Genomic DNA, 23039 nt, shown 5'->3' with positions numbered 1-23039 from the left:
TTAGCTTGGGCCGCGTAGATTGGCGCGTAGTTGGCGGGCCCCTTGTCGTAGCTTGGCGCGTAGATTGGCGCGTAGATTGGCGGGCGGCTCCTGGGTGGGCCAGAACCGGCGGGGCCTGGGGCCCCGCCGCGCCGCCACGCGACCGCGTCAGTGGCGGAAGTGGCGCATACCGGTGAACACCATGGCGATGCCGGCCTCGTTGGCGGCGTCGATGACCTCCTGGTCACGCATGGAGCCGCCGGGCTGGATCACCGCGGTGATGCCGGCGCTGGCGGCGGCGTCGATGCCGTCACGGAAGGGGAAGAAGGCGTCGCTGGCCATCACCGAGCCGGGCACCGAGAGGCCTTCATCGGCGGCCTTGATGCCGGCGATGCGGGCCGAGTAGACACGGCTCATCTGGCCGGCGCCGACGCCGATGGTCTGGCCTTCCTTGACGTAGACGATGGCGTTGGACTTGACGAACTTGGCGACCTTCCAGGCGAAGGCCAGGTCACGCATCTCCTGCTCCGAGGGCACGCGCTCGGAGACCACCGTCAGGTCGTCGCGGGTGACCGTGCCCAGATCGCGGTCCTGGACCAGCAGACCGCCGGTGACTCGCTTGAGATCGTGGGCCGGTGCCATCTGGCCGGGCCAGTTGGCGCTGACGTCGAGCAGGCGCACGTTCTTCTTCTCGGCGACGATGGCCTGGGCCTCGTCGCTGACTCCGGGGGCGATGATCACCTCGACGAACTGACGATCGATGATGGCGCGGGCGGTGTCGGCGTCCAGCGGCACGTTGAAGGCGATGATGCCGCCAAAGGCGCTGGTGGGATCGGTGGCGAAGGCCTTGTCGTAGGCCGCAAGAGCGCTCTCGCCCACGGCCACGCCGCAGGGATTGGCGTGCTTGACGATGACACAGGCGGTGTCGTCGAAGCTCTTGACGCACTCGAGCGCGGCGTCGGTGTCGGCCACGTTGTTGAACGACAGCGGCTTGCCCTGCAGTGTGACGGCGGTGGAGACGCTGGGTTCGCTGGCGCCTTCTTCCACGTAGAACGCCGCCTGTTGGTGGGGGTTCTCGCCGTAGCGCATGGACTGCTTCTTGGTCAGCTGCAGGTTGTAGGTGCGCGGGAAACCGTCCTCAGCTCCCTCGACCCGACGGCCAAGATAGTCGGCGATGGCACCGTCGTAGCCGGCGGTGTGTTCAAAGGCTTTGACCGCCAGGTCGAAGCGGGTGACCTGGGCCAGCGCGCCGCCGTTGTCACGCATCTCTGCGATTACCCGGTCGTAGTCGTCGGCGTTGACCACGATGCTGGTGTAGGCATGATTCTTGGCGCAGGCGCGCACCATGGTGGGGCCGCCGATGTCGATGTTCTCGATGGCGTCTTCCAGGCTGCAGTCAGGACGCGCCACGGTGGCGGCAAAGGGGTAGAGGTTGACCACCACCATGTCGATGGGCGCGATGTCATGCTCGGCCATGACCTCGTCGTCCTGGCCGCGACGCCCGAGGATGCCGCCGTGGATCCTGGGGTGCAGGGTCTTGACACGGCCATCCATGATCTCGGGAAACCCGGTGTGCTCGGACACCTCGGTGACGGCGATGGCGTTGTCGGCCAGCAGGCGGTAGGTGCCGCCGGTGGACAGCAATTCGACGCCCATGTCGGCGAGGGCGCGGGCGAAGTCGACGATACCGGTCTTGTCCGACACGCTGATCAGGGCGCGACGAACGGCGAGAGAGGAGGGCTGGGCCATGGGGATGTCTCTGTTGCGAAGGGAAGCGAAGGGCGCCTTGGCGCAGAAAAGGGAGCCGTGGGCTCCCTTGGGGTCGGGTCAGATCAGTTCGTAGTGCTTGAGCTTCTTGCGCAGGGTGCCACGGTTGAGTCCGAGCATCTCTGCGGCACGGGTCTGGTTGCCGTTGGTGTAGACGAGCACCGACGACAGCAGAGGCGCCTCGACCTCGGCCATCACCATGGCGTGGAGGTCGGTGACGGTGCCGCCGTCGAGATGGTCGAAGTAGCGTTCCATGGCGGCGAACACGGCCTCGCGCAGGGGACGTTCGTCACTGGCCTGCGGTGCGGAGGGTGCCAGGCCGTCGAGGCCACGCTGAGAGGTGTCGAGTTTGGAGGCGGACACCGACTGGTCGATGGGTTGCTGGCTGGTCATGCGGCACGGGTTCCATGGTGTGCCACGGCCCTGGCCACGCGCTCGGGGGCGCTGGCGGGGTCGTGACGAAAGAGTTCGTCGATAAAGTCGCGCTGGGCCTGGGTCGAGGTCAGGCCGTTGAAGGTGGCCTTGAGCTGGCGACGGCCATCGTCGTCGAGGCGTCGATCGCTGGACAGGTACCAACCCAGATGCTTGCGCGCGATGCGCACGCCCATATGGTCACCGTAGAAGGCGTGCAGGGCATCGAGGTGAGAGCCGAGGACGTCGCGTCGTTCCGCGTCGGAAGGCGCCGGCAGGATTTCGCCATGGCGCAGATAGTGGCTGATCTCGCGGAAGATCCAGGGGTTGCCCTGGGCGCCTCGACCCACCATCACCGCATCCGCACCAGTATAGTCGAGTACGCGCCGAGCCTTTTCGGGAGACGTGATATCGCCGTTGGCAAAGACGGGGATGCTGACCCTTGATGCCACCTCGGCGATGGTCTCGTACTCGGCTTCGCCCTGATAGCGTTGCTGGCGATGACGGCCGTGGACGGCCAGCGCCTGGATACCGGCATCTTCCGCCAGCCGGGCGATGCGCACCGCGTTGTTGGATTCGGCGCACCAGCCGGTGCGGATCTTCAGGGTCACCGGCACGTCGACGGCGGCCACCACCGCATCGAGGATCTCCGCCACCAGCGCTTCGTCCCGCAGCAGGGCAGAGCCCGCGGCCTTGTTGCAGACCTTCTTGGCCGGACAGCCCATGTTGATGTCGATGATCTCGGCGCCCTGTTCGGCGTTGAGGCGGGCGGCGGTGGCCAGCATCTCTGCGTCGCCGCCGGCGATCTGCACCGCCCTGGGGCCGGGTTCGCCCCGGTGGTCCATGCGCAGGCGCGACTTGCGGGTGTGCCACAGGCTGGGATCGGAGGTGACCATCTCGCCCACCACCAGTCCCGCGCCCAGGCGACGACAGAGCGCGCGGAAGGGGCGGTCGGTGACCCCGGCCATGGGCGCAAGGATCACCGGGCCGGCCAGCTGATGCGGGCCAATGCAGGTGGTGATGCCTGAATCTTGCTGTTGCACCATGGGGGATCTGGGATCGTGGTCTGACATGGGAGCTGCCGTCGTTCCGGGGCTGCATATCATACGCCTCGAAGCACCGTTGGTGAAGGCGTGTTCGAGACGTTTTAATGCGAAAGGCTGCCCGGTGACAGCCTCTCGTGGCGCGATGTTCAGTCCTTGGTGGGGCGCCGGCCGCTAAGCCGCACCCAGCCTTCACGGACTTCCGGCTCGTCCATGAAAAGTCCCTCGTGGCGGTAGGCGTCGATCACCTCGTCGGCCTGGGCCTCGAGGATGCCAGACAGCGCCAGGCGACCACCGTCGGCGACATGGCCGGCGATGGTAGGGGCCAGTTCCACCAGCGGGCCGGCCAGGATATTGGCCACCACCAGGGTGAAGCGCTCCTCGCCCATCTGCTCCGGGTAGCGCAACGTCAGGCGCAACTCGTCGATGGCGTTGCGCTCGGCGTTGTCACGACTGGCGCTGAGCGCCTGCGGGTCGATGTCGGTGCCGATGGCTCGGGCGGCACCCAGCTTGAGTGCGGCGATGGCAAGGATGCCGGAGCCACAGCCGACGTCGAGCAGTTCGATGCCGTCGAGTTCGCCGTCGAGCGCCAGCCCATCGAGCCACTCGAGACACAGTGCGGTGGTGGGGTGGGTGCCGGTACCGAAGGCCAGGCCCGGGTCCAGATGCAGATTGACCGCGTCATCCTCGGGCGGCTGGTGCCAGCTCGGCACGATCCACAGTCGCTGACCCATGCGCAGGGGCTCGAAGCTGTCCATCCACTCGCGCTCCCAGTCGCGGTCATCGATCAGCTCGTGCTCGATGACCGGGCAGGGCTCGCCGGGCAGGGTTTCGGCCCAGGCGGCAGACAGCCGCTCGAGCATGTCCGCCAGACCGTCGAGGTCATCGTAGAGACCGGTGAGAATGGTCTGGTCCCACAGTGGGGTGGTGCCCCGGTCCGGCTCGAACACCGGATCGTCGTGGGCGTCCTGCAGGGTGATCGCGGTGGCGCCTTCGGCCAGCAGCAGTTCCTCCAGCAGTTCCGCCTGCTGTGGTGGGACCTCGGCCTTGAGTTGAAGCCAGGGCATGGCGGTATTCCTCTTCGGTCTGGTGCAACGTCAACGGGGCGGCCTGGGCCGCCCCGTTGTCACGCTCTTGGTGCAAAGCCGCCGTGCTACTGCGCGAGCTTCTTCTCGAGGTAGTGAATATTGACGCCACCCTGCTGGAAGTAGCCGTCGCGCACCAGGTCCTTGTGCAGGTCGGTGTTGGTCTTGATGCCTTCCACCAGCAGCTCGTCCAGGGCGTTGCGCATGCGCGTCAGCGAGGTCTCGCGGTCGGCGCCCCAGGTGATCAGCTTGCCGATCAGCGAGTCGTAGTGGGGCGGCACCGTGTAGCCGGTGTATAGGTGGGAGTCCATGCGCACGCCGAGACCACCCGGAGGATGGTACAGCGTGACCTTGCCCGGAGAAGGCATGAAGGTGCGAGGATCCTCGGCGTTGATGCGGCACTCGAAGGCGTGGCCGTTGAGCTCGACATCTTCCTGGCGGATCGACAGCGGCAGGCCGGAGGCGATGCGCAGCTGCTCGCGCACGATATCCACGCCGGTGACCATCTCGGTGACCGGGTGCTCCACCTGGACGCGGGTGTTCATCTCGATGAAGAAGAACTCACCGTCCTCGTAGAGGAACTCGAAGGTGCCGGCGCCGCGGTAGCCGATTTCCACGCAGGCTTCGCGACAGGCTTCCAGCACCTTGGCGCGGGCGTCCGGATCCAGGCCCGGCGCGGGTGCTTCTTCCAGCACCTTCTGGTGGCGGCGCTGCAGCGAGCAGTCGCGGTCATACAGGTGGATGGCATTGCCCTGGCTGTCGGCCAGCACCTGAACCTCGACGTGACGCGGCTTCTCGAGGAACTTCTCCATGTACACGGTGCCGTCGCCGAAGGCCGAGTGGGCCTCGGTGCGGGTCACGGTGACCGCGGAGATCAGGTGGGCTTCGGTGTGCACCACGCGCATGCCACGTCCGCCGCCGCCGGCGGCGGCCTTGATGATCACCGGGTAGCCGATGCGCCGGGCGGTGGCCAGCAGCTCGCCTTCATCGTCGCCCAGCGGCCCGTCGGAGCCCGGCACCGTGGGCACGCCGGCCTTCTTCATCGCTTCGATGGCGCTGACCTTGTCGCCCATCAGGCGAATGGTCTCGGCGCGCGGGCCGATGAAGGTGAAGCCGGAACGCTCGACCTGCTCGGCAAAGTCGGCATTCTCGGAGAGGAAGCCGTAGCCGGGGTGGATGGCGCTGGCGTCGGTCACCTCGGCCGCGCTGATCAGCGAGGGGATATTGAGGTAGGACTGGGCCGAGGAAGCGGGGCCGATGCACACCGCCTCATCGGCGAGCCGCACGTGCATCAGTTCGCGGTCGGCCTTGGAGTGGACCGCAACCGTCTTGATCCCGAGCTCCTTGCAGGCCCGCAGGATGCGAAGAGCGATCTCGCCGCGGTTGGCGATAAGAACCTTGTCCAACATGGTGGTGTCCGCCGAAAGTGAATGATCAGGGAAGACGCAAGTCTTCTCAGGAGATGACAACCAGGGGCTGGTCGAACTCGACGGGCTCGCCGTCCTCGACCATGAAGGCCTCGATCACGCCGTCACGATCGGCTTCGATCTGGTTCATCATCTTCATCGCTTCGACGATGCAGATGGTGTCACCCTTGCGCACGCTGGCGCCGACTTCCACGAAAGGCTTGGCGCCGGGTGCCGGGGAGCGGTAGAAGGTGCCGACCATCGGCGAGACCACGGCCTGGCCCTGGTAGCTCGGGCCGCTGTCGGCGCTGGGTGCGGGAGCTTCGGCCGGGGCCTGGGCAGGTGCGGCCGCCGGTGCAGCGGGTGCGCCCCAGGGTTGGGCGGCGGGTGCCGGCTGCCAGCTGCCACCCTGCGGATGACGGCTGATGCGGACCGATTCTTCACCTTCCTGGATCTCGATTTCGCTGATGTTGGACTCTTCCAGCAGTTCAATCAGCTTCTTGACCTTACGAATATCCATGACGTTGTCTCGATCGTGTGAAGTGTCTACCGGGCGCTGTAAACCCGGTCCAAGTCGTTAGAGATCGCGGCAAGATGGCGGCTCTTGGCGTCTCTATCGTGTCAGAATTCAGAGTAGTGCGGAGTTTGCCGAAAATTGCGAAGGTTGTCCAGCGAGGCCGAACGCTGTTCGCTGTCACCTTCACCCGCTGGTGGTAGCCGCCTGGGCGCCGTCGAGGGCGCGGCTGACCGCGGCGATATGGCCGGCCAGGGCAGCGGCGTCGAGTTCGCCCTGGATACGTGCCTGACGAAGCTCCTTGTCCCCGTCGAAGAACAGAAGACTCGGTGGGCCGAACAGACCCAGATGGTCGAGCACCTCACGACTCACGGCGTTGGTGTCGGTCACATCGACGTCGATCCAGCGGAAGCCGGCGAGGGCCTCGCGTACCCGGGGGTCGGGAAACACCTCGCGCTCCATCACCTTGCAGGAAATGCACCATTCGGCGGTGACGTTGACGAAGGCGGGGGTCGTGGACTCGGCCAGGGCCGCCTGAAGCTGGCCCAGGCTCTCGACGATGCGATCGGGATGGGCCGCCTCGATAGAGCTGCTCGTCGCGCTCATGGGGCCGGCGGCCAGGGGGCGAAGGGGGTCGCCACCGCCACGGGCGGCGCCGATGACCAGCGCGATGCCCCACACCAGCAGCACGATACCGGCGCCCTGGCGGACCCGCGGCCAGCCCGGCGTACTCGCCAGATCGAGGGCGCCGAGGGCCAGCGCCGTGCCGATGGCCAGGCCCGCCCACAAAAGCAGGGTGAGCGGGGCCGGGATCAAACGCTCGATCAGCCAGACGGCGACGCCCAGCAGCAGCACACCGAAGGCGATCTTGACCCCGTTCATCCAGGCGCCCGAGCGCGGCAGCAGGGTGGTGCCGAAGCCGCCGACCAGCAACAGCGGGACGCCCATGCCCAGCGCCAGGGCCAGCAGCGCCGCGCCACCGATGACGGCGTCACCGGTAGAAGAGATGAATACCAGGGCGCCGGCCAGCGGTGCCGACACGCAGGGCGAGACCACCAGCACCGACAGCGCGCCGGCCAGCGCCAGACCCAGGGGGCCGCTGCGCTGGGCGCGTGCCTGCCAGGCATCGATGCGTGAGCCCAGCCCCGAGGACAGGCGTAGATTGAAGACCCCGAACATGGCCAGTGCGAACAGGGTGAAGAGGGCGGCGAACACGATCAGTACCGGGGCCGATTGCAGTCGTGCCTGAAGGTTGAGCCCGGCACCGAACAGCCCCATCAGCACGCCGACCAGGGCGTAGGTGGCGGCCATGCCGGCGACGTAGCTTGCCGAGAGCGCAAAGGCGCGGGGACGGCTGGGGTTCTGACCGACGATGATCGACGACAGGATCGGAATCATCGGCAGCACGCAGGGGGTAAAGGTCAGCCCGAGGCCAGCCACAAAGAACAGTCCGAGCATCAACGGCAGGCTGGCGTCCTGCATCAGGGCGCGGAAGCGGCCGTCTTCGCTGAGCGGCGCTGCATCGACAGAGGCAGCAGGGAGGCTGCCTGCTTGCTGGCTCGTGGGCGGCTGTCCGGCGAGGTCCGCTGGGGTAGCCTGGCCTGCGTTGTCGTTGGCCGTCTGGCCGTCCTCCAGGGCGTCGGCAAAGGCGGCGGGGGGCTCACTCTGGGCGGCGGCCAGCTCAAGCCGTTCCGGGGGGTAGCACAGACCGGCGTCGGCGCAGCCCTGGAACGTCAGGGCGATGTCCAGTGGCCCCTGACGGGTGTCGGCCAGCGGGGCACTGAACACCACCTGATCGTAGAAGACGTTGACGTCGCCGAGAAATTCGTCGGTCTTGGCCTCCCCGGGCGGTAGCGACAGCTCACCCAGGGCGTCCGGTTCGCCTGGCAGTTCCAACGAGAAGCGGTGACGATAGAGATAGTAGCCGTCGGCATTTTGCATGCCGATATAGAGCCGATCGCCGTCGTGCCAGGCGCTGGCGGTAAAGGCCTCGTTCACCGGCAGAAACTCGGCGCTGCTCGACGACGAGGAAAAGAACTGGGCCTGGGCCACCCAGGGGGACAGCAGCAGACAGACGAACAGCAAGAGGCGTGTGGCGAAGAACACGTCGAATCCTTGTTGACGATGGGTGTGGAAGACGGGGCAAGGCGTGGCGGGATTCGCCTGCCGTGTCAGACCCCGCTGTGTGACCGTGGAAGCGGGGCGGGGTTCCCGCGGACCCTGCGCTATGATCAGATGCAAGCGTATTCTACCACTGGCGCCGGCGCTTTCCCTCATTGGAGGCAGGGCTGGCCGGCCTTTGATGAACGACAAGGAGAGCGAAATGAGCAGTCGTCGACAGCGCGCCGAAAGGCGTCGTCAGGAGCTCGAGAACCCGCAGTACGGATGGATCTGGAAACCGCTCGCCGTGCTGCTGGTGCTTGCCGTGATGGTGGCGGTGGGGCTGGGGATCTGGTGGAGCCTGGCGCCGTCGCGCTTCGACGTGGAGACTGCCACCCAGGAGCAGCGCATCTCCGCGGCGCCGGCGGCCAGAGGCACCGTTACGGTCGCGACCCTGGCCACCCTGATCGATACCTTGCAGGACAAGCCCGGCGGGTACCTGCGAAATGACCTGATGCCGCCGGGACTGCTGCTCGACAATATGCCGTCCTGGGAAACTGGTGTGCTGGTTCAGGCGAGGCTGATGGCCGCCAGCCTGGCGGACTTCGACCCCGGCGCCGGTGAGTCGGTGAATACTCTGATCGCTGCCCTCGAACAGGACGCCGACGATTGGCTGGCCCCGTCCATGGAGGATCACCTGGCCCAGGCGGGGAACTCGGCCCGCGCCTATCTGGCGCGTTTCGACGATGGGGTCGGCGCGTCCTTCGTCGATCAGGGCCAGGGCCTGGCGCTCTATCTGGACGCGGTGCGCCAGCAGTTGGCCTCGTTGCGGGAGCGGCTGTCATCCACGGTCAGCGACAGCGAGCGCTTGAAGGAACTGGGTATCGAAGTGGCACAGGACAGTCGAGTGCCCTGGTACCGCGTCGACAACGTGTTCCACGAGACCCGCGGTCAGACCTGGGCGCTGGGACACCTGCTCGAGGCGCTCGAGCGTGACCAGGCGGATCTGATCGCAAGCGCGGGCCTCGGCGACAGCTACGCCCGGGCGCTGGCCGAGATCGAGCGTATGCAACGTCAGTTCTGGAGCCCGGTGGTGCTGCGCGGCAGTGGCCTCGGCATCTTCGCCAACTATCCGCTGACCATGGCCCATCATCTGAGCCGACTCGACGGCGCCCTGGCGTCCCTGATCGATGGCCTGGGTGGCGCCAACGCTGCCCCGGAGGCCGCGACACCGCCGGTGACCGAGGTGACCCGTAGCCCCGACGATGAGGAGGCAGCGGAGTCAGCCGGCGTTGAGCAGAGTGATGAAAAGAGTGATGAGCAGGGTGGCCAGCAGGGCGCCGAAGCCAATAGCGACGAGCAGGGCGCTGAAGCCAATAGCGGCGAGCAAGGCTCCAACCAGCAGCAGCCTGCCGAGCAAAGCGCCGAGTAGCAAGAGCCGAGTAGCAAGAGCCGAGTAGCAAGAGCCGAGTAGCAAGAGCCGAGTCAAGAGTCGAGTCAAAAGCCCCGAGCCGTGAACGGGGCCCAATGGCGGGGTGAGAGAGACCGGTTGCCGATTTTCTCCCTCGTCCTTGCCTGAATTTTCGCAAGCTACCATGCCCTCGTTGCCGAGGGCATTTTTTTCTCAGTTTGCTTCGTTCGCCCGGATACTTTTTGCCGCTCCGCGCTTTGGTAATTGGAGGCCTGGCGTCCCCCTGGCTGACGCGCCATGTCGCCAATGACTAGATGCGTCATCCCGGCGCATGAACCGAGGTTGCTGCAGCGATCACCTCGTCGTATCAGGAATCAGTGATCTGTCGCACTGCAATGGTGCGTCTGCGAAGGGCCCATGGTCGCGCCCTTTGCCCACATTCTCGATCCTGGTTTCTCAGTGCTTTTTTCGCACATTTCCAACCTTCTGATTCGGCTAAAGAAACACTTTCTCCACGGTAACTGTCCGCTGGCGCCCCCGACGTGTCCTCAAGGAACACGCAATTACAAGCGGAAACAGTCGCTCTCATGCTTCCGGGATACCGATATGGGGTTTGTCAGCCTGTGTACGCCAGGAATTTCGGACTGCCAGGACGGCGCGGCTATGCAATCGTACTGGCATAAATCGCAGTACCTGGCGGCCATCGAGTCTTCGAGCGTCGACGGGTGCTGCGGGCTGTCGGTGGTCGATCGTCTCGCAGAAGACGCAGCCTCGACGGTGACAATAACCATCTGTCTACGCGCAGGGCTTCAGGGATATGCCATCGATATCACCCTGGGGCGGTAGCGTGTCACACGCTCAGGGGGACGATATGGATAAGGTGAATCAGGCACACCAGTGGACAAGGGTCGTGGACGAGTCGCAACGATCGCCCGGCTGGCTGGCGGGTGCCGTCTTCGCAGTGCTGCTTGCGCTGACCGTGAGTGGTTGTGCCTATGCCCCTGGCGGGCATATCGACTACGAGACCGAGGCGCCGGACATCGATCATCTGGTCGACATTCAGGCCATCACCCCGGCATTGGTGGCGAACTTCCGTCAGAACGTCACCGGCGATGTCGCCAGCACCATGCCTTCCTACCTCAAGGCCCAGTTGACGGACTACGAGTACCGTGTCGGGCCGGGTGATGTGCTCAACATCACCGTCTATGACCACCCCGAGCTGACCATTCCGGGGGGCGCCGAGCGCAGCCCCGAAGAGACCGGCAAGACGGTACAGCCAGATGGTCGCATCTATTTCCCCTATGTCGGACGTTTCAGAGTGGCCGGGCGGACGGTGGACCAGATACGCCGAACCCTCACCGGCATGCTGTCGAACTACATCACCGAGCCCCAGGTGGACGTCAACGTCGCCGCCTACCATTCCAAGAAGATCTACGTCAGTGGAGCGGTTGCCACCCCCGGCGCCCAGCCGATCACCACGGTCCCGCTGACCCTGGTCGATGCGGTCAGCCAGGCCGGGGGGCCATCGGAGACGGCCAACTGGCACGAGGTGGTACTCAATCGTGATGGCACCAGGGAGGTGCTGTCGCTGTACGCGCTGATGCGCCATGGCGACCAGACCCAGAACCGCCTGCTGCGCGATGGCGACGTGGTGCATATCCCGACCCTGGAGTCCGAGAACGTCGCGGTGCTGGGGCAGGTCAGGAATCCCGGCAATCTGGTGCTGGGCAACGAACGTATCACCCTGACCACCGCCCTGGCGCGAGCCGGCGGCGTCATCGAGACCACCGCCGAACCGTCGGGGATCTTCGTGATTCGTCCCAAGCCGCCGGGCGATGCCAAGCTTGCCACCGTCTATCAGCTTGATATCAGCAACGCCACCTCGCTGACCATGGGCACCCACTTCCCGCTGCAGCCCCAGGACGTGGTCTACGTGACGGCGGCCCCGCTGGCACGCTGGAACAACGTGATCAGTCTGCTGCTGCCGTCGGCACTGCTGCCCGGCACCATCGCCGACACCACTACCCGCATCGGCGAGATCTGATCGGTGCGTTTTGCCAGTGCGCTGGTGCTGTGTCGAGCGAACCTGTGTCGTAGTCCGCTCGGTGCGGCGCTGCTGCAGAGGCGGCTGCCCGCCATGGAGATTCAGTCTGCCGGGCTTTCCGCCGTGCGCGAAGGTGAAGCCGCGCCCGCAGAGGTGCAAGCGCTGGCCAGGGAAGCCGGGCTCGAGTTGAGCGCCCACCGCGCTCGGGTGGCAACGCCCGAGATGATCGCCAATCACGATCTGGTGCTGGTGATGAGTGCGTCCCAGCGCCAGGCGGTCAGCGAACTTGCGCCCTTTGCCACCGGCAAGACCCTGCTGTTTGCCCACTGGCTCGACGGGATCGATATCCCCGACCCCTACCGCAAGAGCCTGGACGCACACCGTCAGGTATTCGTGATGCTTTCCGATGCCGCCGACGCCTGGCACCGAAGGCTCGCGCCATGACCTCGTATCGCCGCGCTCGAGGCCACCGACAGGACCTGCCGTCATGACCCAAATGTCACGCTTGCCTTCCGCTCCCGGCCGCGAGGATATCGACCTCGGGCGCATCCTGGGGCTATTGCTCCGGCACAAGTGGTGGATCCTCGCCGTCACCCTGCTGTTCGGAGCGGCAGGTTATGTGTCCGCCTTGCTCAAGCCACCCATCTACGAGGGCGACGCCCTGGTGCACGTGGAGCGTCGGGCCTCGGTCAGTCCGCTGGGGGACCTGGCCACGGTGATGGGAGAAGAGGAGAACACCTCGGCAGAGGTGCAGATACTGCGGTCTCGCATGGTGCTGGGGCGGGTGGTTGACCGCCTCGCCCTCGACACCCAGGTGTCGCCACGCCGTCTGCCGCTGGTCGGTGACTATCTGGTGCGTGAAGGGGTGACCCGAGAGGACCTGGCTGAGCTGGGCTGGATGACTGCTCCGCTTGGATGGCTCGAGCGGTTGATGCCCGAGGCATGGGATCTGAGCCATCTGGTGTGGGCAGGGGAGTCGCTGCAACTGGCGCGCCTCGAGGTCGCTGACTCCTATCGCGGCGCGGCCTTCCGCCTGGTGGCAGGCCGCGATGCCGGCTATCAGCTATTTGGTCCTGACGGTGATCTGTTGGGTGTCGGTCGTGTCGGCGATACCGCAAGATTCGACGGAGGCGATGTGGTGTTGAGCGTTCGCGAGATGACCGCAGCGCCAGGTGCAGAGTTCAGCCTGTCCAAGCGCCCCCAGGTGTCGGCCATCGATTCGCTGCTGGCTCGCTTGACGGTCACCGAGCAGGGCAGCGGCTCGAGCGCCAGCACCGGCATGTTGCGCCTGACCCTGACCGGCACCGACATCGATCGGGTGCGCGAGTCGCTGGATGTCCTGGCGGAAACCTTCCTGATGCAGAATGTCGAGCGGCAGTCGGCCCAGGCCGACCAGAGCCTGGCCTTTCTCGATGAGCAGGCGGTGGCATTGAAGGCCTCGCTGTCGTCGGCGGAAGATCGGCTCAATGCCTATCGCGTCGAGGTGGACAGTATCGACCTGGACTCCGAGGCGGCCTCGGTGGTCGAGCAGTTGATCTCGGTGGAGGAACAGCTCAACACCCTGGATTTCCAGGAAGCCGAACTGGTCCAGAGGTTCACTCGCAATCACCCCACCTATCAGGCGTTGATGCGCCAGCGCGGCATCCTCAACCAGGAGAAGGCCCGACTGGAGGAGCGTGTCAGCGAGATGCCCGAGTCCCAGCAGGAAATCGTGCGCCTGACCCGGGACGTGGAGGTGACCCAGGCGATCTATGTCAATGTGCTTAATCGTGCGCAAGAGGTGGCGGTCGCCAAGGCCGGCACCATCGGCAATGTGCGGGTCATCGACGATGCGTACGTGGATGACGATCCGGTGGCACCCAACGCCGGCCTGATGATGGCCCTGGCCACCGTTATCGGTGCCTTTCTGGCGGTGGCGGTGGTACTGGTGCGTGGCATGCTCAATCGCGGCATCGAGAGCCCGGACCAGCTCGAGGACCTGGGGCTGCCGGTGTACGCCACGGTGCCGCTTTCCGAGTTTCAGCAGCGCCTGGTCAAGCGGGTCAAGTATCGCAGCGACCGGCGCAGTCAGCCGGTGATCAAGGGCCTGCTGGCCCTGACTCAACCGACCGACATGGCCATCGAGGCGTTGCGTGGCCTGCGCACCAGTCTGCACTTCGCGATGATGGAAGCGCCCAACAACTGCCTGATGATCACCGGCCCCAGCCCCGAGATCGGCAAGAGCTTCATCTCGCTGAATCTGGGCGTGATCTGTGCCCAGGCCGGTCAACGGGTCCTGGTCATCGACGCCGACATGCGCAAGGGACACCTGCACAGCGCCTTCGGCGCCAAGGCCGAAAGTGGCCTGTCGGACCTGTTGTCGGACAAGAGCGAGGTGGCCGAGGTCATCCGCCAGACCGAGGTGGAAGGCCTCGACTATCTGTCGCGAGGCGCATGCCCGCCCAATCCTTCGGAACTGCTGATGCGCGAGCGTTTCACCACGCTGATGGAGCAGTTCAGTCGCGACTACGATCTGGTGATCGTCGATACCCCGCCTGTGCTGGCGGTGACCGACGCCGCCATCGTCGGTAACCGGGTGGGCACCAGCCTGCTGGTGACGCGCTTCAAGCTCAACCCGGTCAAGGAGGTCAGGGTGGCGCTCAGGCGCCTGGAGACCTCCAACGTCAGGGTCAAGGGCTGCATCCTCAACGCCATGGACCCCAGCGCCAGGCATGGTTACGGCTATGGTCACTATGTCTATGCCTACCAGTAAGTACGGCAGCGGCGACAACCAGGGACGGTGAGATGCTGACTGATCTGCGCGAACTCTACGGCCTGCTGACTCACCACCAGCGCCGGCAACTGCTGCGGCTGCAGGTGCTGGTGGTGGCGATGGCGCTGTGCGAGCTGCTCAGCGTCGCCTCCATCGCGCCCTTCATGGCGGTAGTGGGCGATCTGGAGCGTCTTGGCGGGGACGGCGTGATGGGCGAGCTCTATCGGGCCAGCGGTGCCGACTCGCCGGAGCGCTTTCTTCTATGGCTTGGGCTGGGGGTGCTGGGCGCGTTGTCGGTCGCCGCGGTGGTGTCGATGGTGACGGTGTGGCGGCTGGCGGTCTACGGCGCCACCGTCGGGGCGGAGCTGGGTTCCCGACTGTTCGCCCACTACATGCACAAGGACTGGCTGTTCCACGCCGGAGGCAGCAGCAGCTATCTGACCAAGCAGATCGCTCAGGAGTGCCAGCGAGTCATGCTGGGCGTCATCGATCCGTTGATGCAGATGAATGCCAAGGTGGTGCTGGCGCTGTTCATGTCGCTGGCCATCCTGATCTACAACCCCGCGGTGGCGCTGTGCGCCATGGCGTTGTTCTCACTGGCCTACCTGCTGCTCTATCACACCGCCCGGCGTCGCCTGATGAGCAACGGCGAGGCGCTGTCGGCGGCCCAGGGCCAGCGCTTTCGGCTGATGGCCGAGGGATTCGGAGGGATCAAGGATCTGTTGCTGCTGGGGCGTCAGACCCAGCTGACCGAGCGTTTCGACCGGGCCAGTCGACGCTTTGCCCGGGCCCAGGGCACCAATCAGGCGCTCAAGCAGGCGCCGCGCTATGCGATGGAGGTGGTGGCCTTCGCCTCGGTGATCCTGCTGTTGTTCTACCTGCTCAAGACCCACCAGGGCGAGATGGCGTCGATGCTGCCGGTACTGGCGGTGTATGCCCTGGCGGGTTTCAAGCTGCTGCCGGCTTTTCAGCATATCTACGCCAGCGTCTCGAGCATCCGCGGGAACCTGCATGCGCTCGAGGAAATTCGCAATGACCTGCGGGCCAGCCATGCCCATGACCAGGCATGCGCCCTTGAGCATGGTGGTGACCCGGCCCAGGGCGGCTCAGCCTTCAAGGCCCGGCGCGAGATTCGCCTCGAGGGGGTCAGCTTTCGCTATCCCGGCGCACGCTCTCCCGCGGTGGACGACGTCAGCCTGGTGATACCGGCCAATAGCGTGATTGGCCTGGTCGGCGCCTCCGGTTCCGGCAAGTCCACCCTGATCGATCTATTGCTGGGACTGATGCAGCCACAGCGAGGGCGCATCAGCGTGGACGGAAAGGTCATCGATGAGGCCAATCGTCGCCAGTGGCAGGACGCGCTGGGTTTCGTCTCCCAACAGCTCTATCTATGCGATGGCAGCATTCGCGACAACGTGGCCTTCGGTCTGGCCCCCGAGTGCATCGACGACGACCGCGTCGAAAGGGCGCTTCGGCTCGCCCACCTGGCCGAGTTCGTGGCCGAGCTGCCTCAGGGCATCGAGACCCTGGTCGGCGAGCGCGGTGTCCAGCTCTCCGGGGGACAGCGCCAGCGCATCGGCATCGCTCGGGCGCTCTATCACGAGGCCGAGGTGCTGGTGCTGGATGAGGCGACCAGTGCCCTGGACGGCATCACCGAGCGGCTGATCATGGATGCGATCCACGACTTCGCCGGTCGCAAGACCATCGTGCTGGTCGCCCATCGACTGACCACCGTCATGGCCTGCGAGTGCATCTACATGATGGAGCGTGGACGCCTGGTGGATCAGGGCAGCTACCGGGAGCTGATGTCGCGCAACGAGGTGTTCAAGCGAATGGCGCAGAGCGCCTGAGACGGGACTCCGGTGAAGGGCGCGAGCGAGGGCGCGGATGAAGGCATGGGTGAAGCGCTGGTGAAGCGACGGACGAACCGCTGGCGAAGTGACGGACGGAGCGCTGGTAAAGCGAACGCGCATCGATAAAGGGAGGCGGGCACCGATGAAGCAGTGCTTCGTGATCGGCGGCGGTGGCCATGCGCGGGTGCTGCTGCATGGACTGCGCGGGCTTGGCTGGCAGGTGGCCGGCTACGTGGCACAGGAGCCCTCGTCGGCCATGCCGGTCCCCTGGCTGGGGCAGGACCGTTGTCGACTGGCGTCGCCGGAAGGCCTGCCAGGCGTCGCCTTCCTGGGGGTCGGCATGGTCACCAGCGCGCCCTGGCGGCGCTCGCTGATCGAGGCCTTTCTGGCGCAGGGATTCGACCTGCCGCCGTTGATCACGCACAACGCCATGGTGCATGACGACGTGAAGCTGGGAGACGGCAGCGTGATACTGGATGGTGCCGTGGTGGTCACCGGCAGTCGTCTGGGACGAGGCTGTCTGATCAACACCCGGGCGGTGGTCGACCACGACTGCGTGCTGGGCGACAACGTCCACGTCGCCTGCGGTGCCACGCTCAGTGGGGGCGTCAGGCTAGGGGCGGACGTGATGATCGGCACCGGAGCTAACCTGATCCAGGGGGTCGAAGTGTGTGCGGGGGCGGTGATCGGCGCCGGCGCCACCGTGGTAGGGGACGTAACGCGCCCTGGAGTGTATCTCGGGACGCCCGCGCGACGACGGCAATGAATGCGCCTGGCCGACACGCATCACCACAAGACGTCACAGCGAAAAGCGCCAGAAGGCGAAAAAATAATTAAAGCAGGTCTACGCAAAAAGCAGGTCTACGCAAACAGGGAAGGCGCTTCTGCCAAGAGGCGCAAGCAGGGGACACGAATGAGTCATTCTGAGGTTGTCGAGACCAGGAGGGTGGCATCGAGCCGCGCCGAGTCACCAGGCGTACAGGTGATCGCCGAAGCCGGCGTCAATCACAATGGGTGCCTGGATACCGCCATGGCGCTGGTGGACGCGGCACGTGAGTGCGGCGCCGATGCCGTCAAGTTTCAGTGGTTCAAGGCGGAGCAACTGGTGACCGCCGACGCCGCCCAGGCAAGCTACCAGCGAAAGGCCTGCCCGGAGGACGGCTCCCAGTACGCCATGCTCAAGCGCCTGGAGCTTGGCCTTGACGATTTTCGGCGATTGGCCCAGTACAGCCGTGACAGTGGCATCGAATTCCTGGCCAGCCCCTTCGACGAGGACAGCGTCGAGTGGCTGGCTGCGCTGGACGTCGGTTGCTTCAAGGTGGCCTCCGGGGAGTTGACCAATCTGCCGCTGCTTACACGTATCGGCGCCCAGGGCAAACCGGTGCTGTTGTCCACGGGCATGAGCTTCCTGGGGGAAATCGAAGCCGCCTTGGCGACCCTTTCGGCGGCGGGGGCCGGCGACGTTACGGTACTGCACTGCGTCAGTGAATACCCGGCGCCGGTGGATCAGATCAACCTCGCCGCCATGGATACCCTGGCCCAGGCCTTCGGATGCCCGGTCGGCTACTCCGATCATAGCGATGGCATCGATATCGCGCTGGCGGCGGTGGCGCGTGGGGCCGTGGTCATCGAGAAGCACCTGACTCTGGATACCACCATGGCCGGGCCGGACCATGCGGCCTCGCTGGATCCTCAGGCCTTCCTGGCGATGGTCACCGCCATTCGTCGTATCGAGCAGGCCCTCGGCGATGGGCGCAAGCGCCCGGCGCCCTGTGAGCAGCCCCAGCGGGAGCTGGTGCGTCGCAGCGTGGTAGCCGGGCGCGATATCGACGCTGGCGAAGTGCTGGCGCAAGGCGATTTGCTGCTCAAGCGGCCTGGCAGCGGTCTACCGGCCGCCGCACTGCCTCAGTTGATCGGTCGGGTGGCTAGACGCCGTATCGGTCGCGACGCCCTGCTGGACTGGGCGGATCTGACATGACGGCCTGGGCATGAGGGGGACTGGCATGACTCCGAGAAAGATCTGGGTCCTGACCAGCTCTCGAGCGGACTATGGGCTGCTCTACTGGCTGCTTCGGGAGATCGACGAAGACCCTGCGCTGGAACTGATGCTGGTGGCCAGCGGGTCGCACCTGTCGACCGAGTTCGGCTCCACGGTCAGCGAGATCGAGCGCGATGGCTTTCGTCTGCATCGCCGCCTCGAGATCCTGCTGGCGTCGGACTCGCGCAACGCAATGACCAAGGCCATGGGGCTGGCGCTGTTGAGCGTCGGCGATGCCCTGGTCGAGGACCGGCCCGATCTGGTGGTCCTGCTGGGCGACCGTTTCGAAATCGTGCCGGTGGCGTTGGCGGCGGTCACCCACGGTATCACCCTGGCCCACCTCCACGGGGGCGAGACCAGTCGTGGCGCCCTGGACGAGTACTATCGTCATGCGGTGACCAAGCTGGCCAACCTGCACTTTCCCGCCACCGAGGTCTACCGTCGTCGCATCCTGCAGATGGGAGAAGACCCCGGCCGGGTGTTTGTCCATGGGGCGCCGGGCATCGATCACCTGTACCGCAGCCGCACGCCGACCAGGGCGGTGCTTGCAAGGGCCCTGGACATGCCACTGGACCGACCCACCGCGCTGGTCACCTATCACCCGGTGACCGCGGGCACGGGCGAGGACGTGGAAGCGCTGATCGCGGCCTTGTCGCGTTTCGAGGATCTGGACGTGCTGGTGTGCAAGGCCAACGCCGACTGTCATGGACGCAGCATCAATGCCCGGCTGGCGCGCTGGTGTGCCGAGCGCCCCGAGGCCAGGCGTCTGGTCGACAGTCTGGGACAGCGTCTCTATCACGGCTGTCTCGAGCACATGGATGTGCTGGTGGGCAATTCCTCCAGCGGTCTGATCGAGGCGCCATCCTTCCGTCGGCCGGTGGTCAATGTCGGCAAGCGTCAGGACGGCCGCCTCAAGGCGGCAAACGTGATCAATGTCGAGGCCTCGGAGGAGGCCATCGCCAAGGGCATCGAGACCGCCCTGAGCGAGACCTTCAAGCGTTCGCTGGGCGCCCTGAGCAATCCCTATGACCCCTTCGAGGATGGAGCCGCCTCGCGGCGAATCAAGAACACCTTGAAACGGGTCAAGCTGGATGCCGGCATCCGTGAGAAGTGGTTCTTCGACATCGACGAGGTGTCCCCTCTGGGCGGCACCTCTTCTCCGACCAAAGGCCTGATGGGCTGACCTTCGTCGCTTCGATAACGACCCTAACAACCTTCAGGAAATGAAGATGACACCAGTGTCCGAGGCGGCAATGTCGGTGACGGCGGTGATACCGGCGCGGGGCGGCAGCAAGTCGGTGCCGAGAAAGAACCTGAGGCCGCTCGGCGGACGCCCGCTGCTGGTCTGGTCGATCGAGGTGGCACGGCAGGTGATGGCGATCGATCGGGTGATCGTGAGTACCGATGATGACGAGATTGCCCAGGTGGCCCGCCGGCATGGCGCCGAGGTGCATCGTCGGTCGGCGCATCTGGCCACCGACGAGGCGCTGGTGATCGACGCCATCCGCGAAGTGTTCGATGAGCTGAACCAGGGCGGCGAGGCTCCCGAGGTGATGGTGCTGCTGGAGCCCACCTGCCCCTTGCGCAGTGCCCAGGATGTGGCCGAGTGCCTGTCGCGTCTGGTGGTGCAGGGGCTGGATTCGGTGGCCACCTTCAAGGCTGCCGAGGTCAATCCTCACCGTACCTGGCGGCTGGATGCGCGGGGCCGGCCCACCGCCTTTATCGACGGCAGCGATCCCTGGCTGCCGCGACAGGCGTTACCCATGGCCTATCAGCTCAATGGTGCCGTCTATGCCTTCCGTCCCGATCGTCTTCCCGAGGATGGCAAGGCGTTGCTGTTCGGGCGCAGTGGCGCGGTGATCATGCCGGCGGAACGCTCGGTCGACATCGACCGCGAGCACGACTTCGTCATCGTCGAAAGCCTGTTGAGGAGAGCCCGTTGAGCCACCCTGTCGAAGCCTTAGTGACTCCCGCAGCCACCGATGTGCGCCCGGCGATCATGATCACCGGGGCTACCGGTGGGGTCGGCATGGCCCTGTGCCGCCACCTGAACCGCCGCTTTCGGGTGATCGCGCTGGGGCGTGACGCCAACGCCCTGGCAGAACTGGCCGCAAGCCTTCCCGGTGTCGAGGTCCACTGCCTGGATCTCGCCGGCGGTGAGATCGCAAGTGATATCGCGTCACTGATGGAGCAATGCGGCGACGTCGGCTATCTGATCAACAATGCCGGCTTCAATCGGCCTGCGCCAGTGGACGCCGACATCGAAGCCGTGCTTCGGCGCTCGCTCGAGGTCAACGCCATCGCGCCGGCCATGCTCATGGCGGCGGTGCTGCCCGGCATGCGCCGTCGTGGCTTTGGCCGCATCGTCAATATCACCTCCGGCGCACCGCTCAACTGTTTTGCCGGGCATGCCGCCTACAGCGCCTCCAAGGCGGCGCTGAATGCGCTGACGGTGACCGCCGCCAGAGAGCATCAGGACGTGGATATCAAGATCAACCTGATGAGCCCCGGCCCGGTGCGCAGCAAGATGGCCCCCGAGGCACCGATGGCGCCAGAGGTCTGTCTACCGACCCTGGACCATCTACTGGAACTGCCCGCGGATGGCGCCAGCGGGCGCTTCTTCTGGCTGGGTCACGAGATACCGCTGACGCCGTCCCTCGATGGCATCGACTGGCTGGCGGGGACCGCGCCGGCAGGTTTTGCCCGGCTTTGGCCAGAGGCAGACGAGAGCAGCGGTCTCGACAGCAGTGGCGCGGACGTAAGCAGCAGTGACAGGGCGTGCCGATGAGGCGTATTGGCATGCTGGGCATGAGTCCCGGCAACGGTCACCCGTTTTCGTTTTCCGCCATCCTCAATGGCTACCACGATGCGGCCATGGCCGAGGCGGGCTGGCCGGTGATCCATGACTATCTGGCACGGCGACATCGCTCGGAATTCGGCGTCGGTGATCTGCGTGTCACCCACGCCTGGACCCAGGATCGAGACGTCACCGAGCGGCTATGTCGCGCCTGCCATATCGACGAGGCGGTGGCCGAGCCTGGTGACATGCTGGGGCAGGTGGATGCGGTCATCATCGCCCGTGACGATCCGGCGAGCCACCGCGAACTGGCGGCACCCTTTCTCGAGGCGGGCCTGGCGGTATTCATCGACAAGCCGCTGACCCTGGATCCGCAGGATCTGGCCTATTTTTCCCCCTACCTGGCAGCAGGGCGCCTGATGTCATGTTCCGGCATGCGCTTCGCCAGCGAACTCGACGCCCTGCGTGCGGCGCCGGGGGCGCTGGGCAACTGGCGCCTGGCCAGGGGCGCCATCGTCAAGGACTGGGAGCGCTACGGGGTTCACCTGCTCGACGCCATCCTGCCGTTGACGGCGGCGACGCCGGTGTCCGTCAGAGCGCTTGGGGCAGGCCACCAGTCCTTCGCCATCACCATGAGTGACGGCAGCCTTTTGAGCATCGATGCGCTCGGCGAGGTGCCGCCGGTATTTCGTATCGAGGTGTTTGGTGATGCCGGCCAGACCAGTGCCGACATCCGCGACAACTTCGGCATGTTTCGTCGCACCCTGTGGGAGTTCTGGCGGATGCTCGAGCAGGGGCCGGATCGTCATCAATGCCAGACCACACTCGCGGTGATCAAGACGTTGATCGCCGGGCGCCTCGCGGCCGAACGGGGAGAGGAGGTACGTCTCGATGCGCTCTGACAATGAGGGTGCAGGCCTTGTACCCGCGCAGGCGTGCGCGGTATCGGCGCTGTTCGATCTGAGCGGTCGGGTAGCACTGGTCACCGGGGCCCTGGGCATCCTGGGGCGGCACTTCTGTCGAGCACTCGCCGAATGCGGCGCCTCGCTGGTGGTCGTGGATCTCGACGCTGCCGAGGCCGAGCGCTTCGCCGCCGAGCTTCAGACCGACCACGGTCAGCCTTGCCTCGGACTTGGCTGTGACGTCAGCGACGAGGCCTCGGTCGAGGCCATGGTGGCGCATGCGGTCAAGACGCTGGGAGGCATCGACATCCTGCACAACAATGCGGCGACCAAGGCGCGAGACCTGGAGGCCTTCTTTGCTCCGGCCGAAGACTACACCCTGGCCCAGTGGCGTGACGTCATGGCGGTCAATCTCGACGGTGTCTTTCTGGTGTCGCGAGCGGTAGGCCGGCAGATGATCGAGCAGGGTCGAGGCGGCAGCATCATCCATACCGGTTCCATCTACGGCGAGATGGGCTGCGATCCGCGTATCTACGAGGGCTCGGAGTACCTGGGGGTGGCCATCAACACGCCTCCGGTCTACGCCGCCTCCAAGGCCGGGGTGTCTGGACTGGCGCGTTATCTCGCCACGCTCTGGGCAGGCCACGGTATCCGCGTCAATACCCTGGTACCGGGCGGCATCGAGAGTGGCCAGAACTCAGCCTTCGTCGAGCGCTATTCGGCCAGGGTGCCGCTGGGGCGCATGGGAACGCCGACCGATCTGGTCGGCGCGCTGATCTTTCTGGCCTCGGATGCCTCCGGCTACGTGACGGGGCAGACGCTTCACGTGGATGGTGGCTTGAGCGCCTGGTAGCACGGCGTCGATGCACGCTGCCCGATAAACGGCATCCGATGAACGGCACCCGATCAACGGCACCAGTTGAACGGCAGGGAAGGA

19 protein-coding genes are annotated in these 23039 nt (G+C 65.7%); 12 read left to right on the top strand and 7 right to left on the bottom strand.

The window, feature by feature from the left end:
- Positions 1 to 147: 147 nt before the first annotated feature.
- The 7 genes from purH to dsbD all read right to left on the bottom strand — a co-directional run bounded on the left by purH (position 148) and on the right by dsbD (position 8311).
- Positions 148 to 1728, bottom strand: coding sequence for a bifunctional phosphoribosylaminoimidazolecarboxamide formyltransferase/IMP cyclohydrolase (gene purH, locus NFH98_RS12390; protein WP_348814444.1), 1581 nt, complete (start codon positions 1726 to 1728; stop codon positions 148 to 150).
- Positions 1729 to 1806: 78 nt separating this feature from the next.
- Positions 1807 to 2139 (bottom strand): DNA-binding transcriptional regulator Fis, encoded by a 333-nt coding sequence (gene fis / locus NFH98_RS12385; RefSeq protein ID WP_045993973.1) that lies wholly within the window; start codon positions 2137 to 2139, stop codon positions 1807 to 1809.
- A complete protein-coding gene (gene dusB / locus NFH98_RS12380; protein ID WP_083970531.1) occupies positions 2136 to 3203 on the bottom strand; it encodes a tRNA dihydrouridine synthase DusB in 1068 nt (355 codons plus the stop codon). The genes fis and dusB overlap by 4 nt, the downstream gene beginning before the upstream one ends.
- A gap of 146 nt (positions 3204 to 3349) precedes the next feature.
- Positions 3350 to 4267: a 50S ribosomal protein L11 methyltransferase gene (gene prmA, locus NFH98_RS12375; RefSeq protein ID WP_349622781.1), complete on the bottom strand. Its 918-nt coding sequence runs from the start codon at positions 4265 to 4267 to the stop codon at positions 3350 to 3352.
- An 86-nt stretch (positions 4268 to 4353) separates the two neighbouring features.
- The gene (gene accC / locus NFH98_RS12370; protein WP_349622780.1) at positions 4354 to 5694 is read right to left on the bottom strand and encodes an acetyl-CoA carboxylase biotin carboxylase subunit; all 1341 of its coding nucleotides are present in this window, start codon (positions 5692 to 5694) and stop codon (positions 4354 to 4356) included.
- A 46-nt stretch (positions 5695 to 5740) separates the two neighbouring features.
- Positions 5741 to 6211: an acetyl-CoA carboxylase biotin carboxyl carrier protein gene (accB, locus tag NFH98_RS12365; RefSeq protein WP_045993976.1), complete on the bottom strand. Its 471-nt coding sequence runs from the start codon at positions 6209 to 6211 to the stop codon at positions 5741 to 5743.
- 180 nt (positions 6212 to 6391) lie between these two features.
- Positions 6392 to 8311: a protein-disulfide reductase DsbD gene (gene dsbD, locus NFH98_RS12360; RefSeq protein ID WP_349622779.1), complete on the bottom strand. Its 1920-nt coding sequence runs from the start codon at positions 8309 to 8311 to the stop codon at positions 6392 to 6394.
- 217 nt (positions 8312 to 8528) lie between these two features.
- On the opposite strand from dsbD, the gene NFH98_RS12355 reads away from it, so the two are divergent.
- From NFH98_RS12355 to NFH98_RS12300, 12 genes are all read left to right on the top strand, one after another.
- Complete coding sequence (locus NFH98_RS12355) at positions 8529 to 9737, top strand: DUF2333 family protein (protein WP_349622778.1); 1209 nt, start codon at positions 8529 to 8531, stop codon at positions 9735 to 9737.
- A gap of 850 nt (positions 9738 to 10587) precedes the next feature.
- Positions 10588 to 11760, top strand: coding sequence for a polysaccharide export protein (locus NFH98_RS12350; RefSeq protein WP_108132867.1), 1173 nt, complete (start codon positions 10588 to 10590; stop codon positions 11758 to 11760).
- A 3-nt stretch (positions 11761 to 11763) separates the two neighbouring features.
- Entirely contained in the window at positions 11764 to 12204 is a 441-nt protein-coding gene (locus NFH98_RS12345) for a low molecular weight protein-tyrosine-phosphatase (protein ID WP_045993980.1), read from the top strand.
- Between the two features lie 43 nt (positions 12205 to 12247).
- Complete coding sequence (locus NFH98_RS12340; protein ID WP_124803738.1) at positions 12248 to 14512, top strand: polysaccharide biosynthesis tyrosine autokinase; 2265 nt, start codon at positions 12248 to 12250, stop codon at positions 14510 to 14512.
- A gap of 32 nt (positions 14513 to 14544) precedes the next feature.
- Complete coding sequence (locus NFH98_RS12335) at positions 14545 to 16362, top strand: ABC transporter ATP-binding protein (RefSeq protein WP_045993982.1); 1818 nt, start codon at positions 14545 to 14547, stop codon at positions 16360 to 16362.
- Positions 16363 to 16507: 145 nt separating this feature from the next.
- Positions 16508 to 17131 (top strand): NeuD/PglB/VioB family sugar acetyltransferase, encoded by a 624-nt coding sequence (locus tag NFH98_RS12330; RefSeq protein WP_108132864.1) that lies wholly within the window; start codon positions 16508 to 16510, stop codon positions 17129 to 17131.
- Between the two features lie 147 nt (positions 17132 to 17278).
- A complete protein-coding gene (gene neuB, locus NFH98_RS12325) occupies positions 17279 to 18343 on the top strand; it encodes an N-acetylneuraminate synthase (RefSeq protein ID WP_108132863.1) in 1065 nt (354 codons plus the stop codon).
- A 25-nt stretch (positions 18344 to 18368) separates the two neighbouring features.
- On the top strand, positions 18369 to 19586 hold the full coding sequence (neuC, locus tag NFH98_RS12320) for a UDP-N-acetylglucosamine 2-epimerase (RefSeq protein ID WP_124803734.1): 1218 nt from the start codon (positions 18369 to 18371) through the stop codon (positions 19584 to 19586).
- Between the two features lie 46 nt (positions 19587 to 19632).
- Positions 19633 to 20346 (top strand): acylneuraminate cytidylyltransferase family protein, encoded by a 714-nt coding sequence (locus tag NFH98_RS12315; protein WP_348814436.1) that lies wholly within the window; start codon positions 19633 to 19635, stop codon positions 20344 to 20346.
- On the top strand, positions 20343 to 21191 hold the full coding sequence (locus NFH98_RS12310) for an SDR family NAD(P)-dependent oxidoreductase (RefSeq protein ID WP_349622777.1): 849 nt from the start codon (positions 20343 to 20345) through the stop codon (positions 21189 to 21191). Before NFH98_RS12315 ends, NFH98_RS12310 begins: the two co-directional genes overlap by 4 nt.
- The gene (locus tag NFH98_RS12305) at positions 21188 to 22102 is read left to right on the top strand and encodes a Gfo/Idh/MocA family oxidoreductase (RefSeq protein WP_348814435.1); all 915 of its coding nucleotides are present in this window, start codon (positions 21188 to 21190) and stop codon (positions 22100 to 22102) included. The genes NFH98_RS12310 and NFH98_RS12305 overlap by 4 nt, the downstream gene beginning before the upstream one ends.
- Positions 22092 to 22955, top strand: a complete 864-nt coding sequence (locus NFH98_RS12300) for an SDR family oxidoreductase (protein ID WP_349622776.1) — start codon at positions 22092 to 22094, stop codon at positions 22953 to 22955. The genes NFH98_RS12305 and NFH98_RS12300 overlap by 11 nt, the downstream gene beginning before the upstream one ends.
- Positions 22956 to 23039: the final 84 nt, after the last annotated feature.

This window comes from Halomonas sp. H33-56, assembly GCF_040147035.1.
Lineage (GTDB): Bacteria > Pseudomonadota > Gammaproteobacteria > Pseudomonadales > Halomonadaceae > Halomonas > Halomonas litopenaei.
The sequence above is the reverse complement of the archived record's forward strand: the minus strand, read 5'-3'. Positions and strand labels throughout refer to the sequence as shown.

Bases quoted from the DNA above. Each gene is read 5' to 3' on its own strand.
- neuC (WP_124803734.1), top strand. From the start codon at position 18,369: ATGACTCCGAGAAAGATCTGGGTCCTGACCAGCTCTCGAGCGGACTAT.
- dusB (WP_083970531.1), bottom strand. From the start codon at position 3,203: ATGGTGCAACAGCAAGATTCAGGCATCACCACCTGCATTGGCCCGCAT.
- neuB (WP_108132863.1), top strand. From the start codon at position 17,279: ATGAGTCATTCTGAGGTTGTCGAGACCAGGAGGGTGGCATCGAGCCGC.
- NFH98_RS12335 (WP_045993982.1), top strand. From the start codon at position 14,545: ATGCTGACTGATCTGCGCGAACTCTACGGCCTGCTGACTCACCACCAG.
- fis (WP_045993973.1), bottom strand. From the start codon at position 2,139: ATGACCAGCCAGCAACCCATCGACCAGTCGGTGTCCGCCTCCAAACTC.
- prmA (WP_349622781.1), bottom strand. From the start codon at position 4,267: ATGCCCTGGCTTCAACTCAAGGCCGAGGTCCCACCACAGCAGGCGGAA.
- NFH98_RS12350 (WP_108132867.1), top strand. From the start codon at position 10,588: ATGGATAAGGTGAATCAGGCACACCAGTGGACAAGGGTCGTGGACGAG.
- NFH98_RS12330 (WP_108132864.1), top strand. From the start codon at position 16,508: ATGAAGCAGTGCTTCGTGATCGGCGGCGGTGGCCATGCGCGGGTGCTG.
- purH (WP_348814444.1), bottom strand. From the start codon at position 1,728: ATGGCCCAGCCCTCCTCTCTCGCCGTTCGTCGCGCCCTGATCAGCGTG.
- accC (WP_349622780.1), bottom strand. From the start codon at position 5,694: ATGTTGGACAAGGTTCTTATCGCCAACCGCGGCGAGATCGCTCTTCGC.
- NFH98_RS12300 (WP_349622776.1), top strand. From the start codon at position 22,092: ATGCGCTCTGACAATGAGGGTGCAGGCCTTGTACCCGCGCAGGCGTGC.
- NFH98_RS12305 (WP_348814435.1), top strand. From the start codon at position 21,188: ATGAGGCGTATTGGCATGCTGGGCATGAGTCCCGGCAACGGTCACCCG.
- NFH98_RS12315 (WP_348814436.1), top strand. From the start codon at position 19,633: ATGACACCAGTGTCCGAGGCGGCAATGTCGGTGACGGCGGTGATACCG.
- NFH98_RS12355 (WP_349622778.1), top strand. From the start codon at position 8,529: ATGAGCAGTCGTCGACAGCGCGCCGAAAGGCGTCGTCAGGAGCTCGAG.
- NFH98_RS12340 (WP_124803738.1), top strand. From the start codon at position 12,248: ATGACCCAAATGTCACGCTTGCCTTCCGCTCCCGGCCGCGAGGATATC.
- accB (WP_045993976.1), bottom strand. From the start codon at position 6,211: ATGGATATTCGTAAGGTCAAGAAGCTGATTGAACTGCTGGAAGAGTCC.